Genomic DNA, 313 nt, shown 5'->3' with positions numbered 1-313 from the left:
ATTGTTTCCGTTGTCAACACTATAGAAATCAACATACGGATTGGCATTAAAACTCACCCCGTCGTACCTGTCTTCGTATTCATTGGTTGCCCCTTGCACGTAACCTACCAGCATTTGCTTGAAGACTCCCTTTGTATTGGTCATATTCAGCCATACGTGGTGCGCATCAGTAGTTTCTTTTGATGCGGATTTGAAAAACTGTGTGTTATCGGCAGCTCCAAGTCGCATATCATTGTTAAAGGTCACTGTTCCGCCAGCTTTGGACGTTGCAAAGAAGGATTGTCCGGCGCCTATGAATCCAGATGGTTCCTCG

General features: G+C 45.4%; 1 pseudogene. It reads right to left on the bottom strand.

Going from position 1 to position 313, the window contains the following annotated elements:
* Positions 1 to 246, bottom strand: a pseudogene (locus RT99_RS21210) (hypothetical protein); the annotation flags it as partial.
* Positions 247 to 313 lie beyond the last annotated feature (67 nt).

The organism is Flavobacterium sp. MEB061 (genome assembly GCF_000834715.1).
Taxonomy (GTDB): domain Bacteria; phylum Bacteroidota; class Bacteroidia; order Flavobacteriales; family Flavobacteriaceae; genus Flavobacterium; species Flavobacterium pectinovorum.
This window is presented reverse-complemented; position numbering and strand designations above follow the sequence as displayed.